The sequence below is a fragment of the Alkalibacillus haloalkaliphilus C5 genome, assembly GCF_000269905.1.
GTDB classification, from domain to species: Bacteria; Bacillota; Bacilli; order Bacillales; family Alkalibacillaceae; genus Alkalibacillus; species Alkalibacillus haloalkaliphilus_A.
This window is the reverse complement of the sequence record NZ_AKIF01000204.1, coordinates 1-3,996: the sequence shown is the minus strand read 5'-3', so window position 1 is coordinate 3,996 and position 3,996 is coordinate 1. Positions and strand designations below refer to the sequence as shown.

The window sequence follows — 3,996 nt, the reverse complement described above, 5'->3', positions numbered from 1 at the left end:
TCTTAAACTTTCATCATCAGCATCCACTAACACTAAGCCTTCAGAAGCAAATAATTGTTGTGTTAAAAGAGCAAAGAATTCAACATATGTTTCACTTTTTGCTACCGCATCTTGAACTAATTGATATACTGATTTTGTATGTTCAGTTTCCTGAAATGTTTCAAATACATCATCAATAAACTGTTGAGCCTCATCTTGCGGCAATACCCGCTTAGAGATCGGGAGTTTATAATCAAAAGGCTGCTGGTCGTTAACTCTAACTTTTTTTAGACGATGATTATTGTAAGTGAATATGTGATCTACCTCTAAAAAATCATGGTCTTCACCTGCCATCCAGAATACAGGGACCACTGGACAACCTAAATGTTCTCGTTGTTCCTTTGCTTGTATGATAATCGAAATAATTTTATGAATTGTATAAAGCGGGCCTGTCAAAACACCAGTTTGTTGCCCACCAATAATTACTGTAGTTCGTTCATCTAACAACTCATCAATATGTCGTTCTACCTGACCATTCATTCCCCACCGAGTATTTTGTTCTTTTAAAACTTCAACGAGAGCTTCACGCTGATACTGTCTATCTATAACAAAATTTTGTCTACTTTTATAACTTCTTAATTGAAACGGATCATATTCAAAATGTTTATATATAGACTCCTTACGATCGCGATAGTCGTTCATTAACTTAGATTGATGTTTTAGTTCGATTGGTTTAACTTCCATATGTAATACCTTCCTTTAACTTCTTTAACGTTTAATCAATATAATTGCAAAAAGATCGCAATAGGCACTAATAAAAAGTAAGCTACTGATAACATAACAAAACTTGCTCGCCAAACAAAACGAACAGCTCGCATTAAATAAATTTCTTCACCTTTTCGCCACTGATATGTAATAATCAAAGCTAAAAACACGATATAAAATAGCATTAATTCCCACAAAAGGAAAGCATTAAATAAATAGTCAACTAAACCAATAAATGCTATAACAAACAAAAAACAAGATAGATCTGCAGCCATTTTTGTAGAACGAGTTGCTTGGTTTGTCATTTTTTTTAGTACAATAAACAGTATAATAAAAACAATAAAAGGAATCGTCGATAGCAATGCAATTATTGTTACGATGATGTCCACTTCTCCACCCCTTTAACCTCTTCTTTTACTTTAATCAATTGCCTCATCATATGATGAGTTGGCACTGACTGATAACGGTCGGCTAAATAACCATTCATATAATCAATCTCAGTTTCTCTTCCGTTTTCCAGATCGATTAACATTGACGATTTATTCTCACTCGTTTTGTAACAAATGTTACGTACAAGTTCCCACATCTCTTCTACTTCTAACTGTAATGACTTTGAGGCTTCATAAGTAAGCTGCTTAGCTAGTTGCTCAATACCGGAATATTTTAAGACCTTGCCGTTTCGAATTTCATATAATCCTGTTAATGGATTAATTACGCTATTAACAACTAACTTTTCGTTTAAAACTTTTATTAATTGTTCATGAACAGTAATAGGAAAATTTGAGTCACTCACTTGATTATATAACGAATCATTTACACCACTGTTTAAACCGGTAACTTTAATTTGCCCTAATCCATTTAATTTGATTTGGTAATCCGTCACTTTATTTACGCCATGCTCACAAACACCAACATATATACTATTATGCTTTAATTTTTCTAGTTTTTGTATATGTCCCATACCATTTTGTAAGAATAAAATAGAGCCATGCAAATGAGCATTTGTTTCAATGAGCTGTAATACAGGGTCAAGTTGAGTTTGTTTCGTACACACTACTAGAAGTTCATGAGTATTAATCTGGTTCGTAAAAAGCACTTCTGGGTATACCGTCTGACCATCAACAAGTGATATACCAGACTGTTTTAATTGCATTAACTGTTCCTCTCGTCTAACATAACAAGTAACATGATGATCATTAGATACTAGTTGATGAGCAACTAACATACCTACAGCACCCATACCAATTACACCAATATTCATAGTCTGACACCTACTTCAAATAAACTGAATAGTACTTTTCAACCACAACGTATATTTTATCAGAAAATTGACTTTTTACATGATAAATTTTATTGATTAATCATAATATCGTTTTCATGTTCTATCTTTTATACTATAATAAACTACAGAAAACGTAAGGGGGAAGATTAAATGCCGACAAAAGTTGAACGTTTATTAATAAATTTCAAGACTTTAGAAGAATTCAAAAAGTTTAAAGCATACGGAATTCAGGAACTTTCAATGTTAGAGGACTTAGAACACAATATGATCGAAAACAATAGTGAATCGCCTTTCTATGGCATTTATTTTGGTGACGAACTTGTTGCTAGAATGAGTCTTTATCGTGTAGGTTCAAAATATGACTATTACTTCGAACCAAAGCAAGATTATATGCAACTTTGGAAACTTGAAGTTTTAGAACAATATCGCCATAAAGGATTCGGAAAACAGTTAGTCGACTTTGCCAAAACTTTTAATTTACCTATTAAAACAAACGCTCGCATTAATTCCCATGATTTCTGGGAGAAACAAGGTTTCCAACCAGCAACTTATGAGATGGAACGTGACTTCGGTGAAAACCCTTATATTTGGATGCCAGAAGGTGTTCAAGAGAAAACGGAAAGCTAATATTAAACAAGAAAAAGGACTTCCTATCGTTTTTAGGAAGTCCTTTTTCTTATGAATTGTGTTTTTCCAACACTTCTTGTGTTAACTTATTAATACGTTCAACACATTGTTCATAATCAGTTAATCGTTCTTTTAATTGTTCTACTTCATCGATTGAACGACGATCTCTTTGCCCTTGTGAAGGTACATATTCGACCTTCAACTTTTCTAACTGAGCAATTAATTCATCAAATGTCTTCAAGCCTTGACCTTTCATATGATCATTCGAATTTTGCGACACGGTAAAGTGATCGTTAAATTTCTTACGATCTTTCTTCGCTAACTCAATCGCTTGTTTATATTGCTTTCGTAAATTAGCGTTCCACCTAAACCCACATGCTTGCGGAGTTCTAGATAGTTTTTTTCCGACATCTTCAAAGGCTTTCATCTGTGTTTTACCTTCTCTTATGTATCGAATGACCATTTCTGCTAATAATAAATCTTCATCTCTAGTCCATGCATCTTGTCGAGTTGACACGTCGCCTCCTCCTTCGCTCACGGTCTTTACTTCCACCTTATGCAACAAACGAAGGAGATAGACACATTATTTTTCGTTTCTCTTAAAAAAATTAGCGACAGCATCTTTATGTTCTTGACTGACCCACATGTGACTACATGCTTCTACCTCTTCATCCATTCTTTTTTTTAGCTTTTGTATGTCTTGAGACGTTAACCATTGAGACTTCCAATGTCTTAACTGTTCATAACTTCTTTTAAGATATGGTTCAATTAGAGGATGATTAACTTCTAGTTGTTCACTACTAAATATACCTTGAGCGAATCCTATATTTTTTAACTGTACAGCTGAGCGGACATCTGCATTCACTAACCAATAATAAGCCTCTTGAGGATGGATCCGTTCATATAACAATGTTCCGCCTCCCCAACCAGTCGATATAGCCAACTGACCTTGAGTGAAACCATAAGTACCCATCTCATTAACAAACCTAAAGTCACATGCCGAGGCTAACTCCATTCCCCCACCTCTTGCTAGTCCGTTCAACCAACCTATTGTTGGCATTGGTAATGTCGTGATTTTCCATAATACATTTTGCATTTTTTGCAACAAGTGATGCGCTTCTTCTTGTTCAATATCACCGTGAAAGTCATTTAAGTCACCTCCAGCACAAAAAGCTGGACTTGATCCGGTAATAATGACTAATTTAGTTTGTTGATCACGGTGAAGTTGATCAATGATTAGATCTAACTGTTCAATTAAATTCAAAGAAATCGCATTCCGTTTCTCTGGTCGATTCAATGTAACAATAGCTGTTTGATTGTTTTGGTCTAGATATAGTAATACA

6 protein-coding genes are annotated in these 3,996 nt (G+C 34.4%); 1 reads left to right on the top strand and 5 read right to left on the bottom strand.

The window, feature by feature from the left end:
* From bshC to A194_RS18775, 3 genes are all read right to left on the bottom strand, one after another.
* Positions 1 to 723, bottom strand: a 723-nt coding sequence (gene bshC, locus A194_RS0115260) for a bacillithiol biosynthesis protein BshC (RefSeq protein WP_017187662.1), incomplete at its 3' end; no start/stop codon positions are given.
* Between the two features lie 35 nt (positions 724 to 758).
* Positions 759 to 1,133, bottom strand: coding sequence for a DUF3397 domain-containing protein (locus A194_RS0115255; RefSeq protein WP_017187661.1), 375 nt, complete (start codon positions 1,131 to 1,133; stop codon positions 759 to 761).
* Positions 1,118 to 2,005, bottom strand: coding sequence for a 2-dehydropantoate 2-reductase (locus A194_RS18775; protein ID WP_017187660.1), 888 nt, complete (start codon positions 2,003 to 2,005; stop codon positions 1,118 to 1,120). Before A194_RS18775 ends, A194_RS0115255 begins: the two co-directional genes overlap by 16 nt.
* A gap of 171 nt (positions 2,006 to 2,176) precedes the next feature.
* Here A194_RS18775 and A194_RS0115245 point away from each other — a divergent pair, with 171 nt between their 5' ends.
* Positions 2,177 to 2,653 carry an N-acetyltransferase gene (locus tag A194_RS0115245; protein WP_017187659.1) on the top strand — a complete coding sequence of 159 codons (477 nt, stop codon included), beginning with the start codon at positions 2,177 to 2,179 and terminating at the stop codon, positions 2,651 to 2,653.
* A gap of 49 nt (positions 2,654 to 2,702) precedes the next feature.
* Here the strand turns inward: A194_RS0115245 and A194_RS18770 are convergent, their stop codons facing one another.
* Positions 2,703 to 3,170 carry an RsfA family transcriptional regulator gene (locus tag A194_RS18770; protein ID WP_017187658.1) on the bottom strand — a complete coding sequence of 156 codons (468 nt, stop codon included), beginning with the start codon at positions 3,168 to 3,170 and terminating at the stop codon, positions 2,703 to 2,705.
* Positions 3,171 to 3,236: 66 nt separating this feature from the next.
* Positions 3,237 to 3,996 (bottom strand): enoyl-CoA hydratase/isomerase family protein (locus A194_RS0115235; RefSeq protein WP_017187657.1); only part of this gene is annotated, 760 nt, incomplete at its 5' end.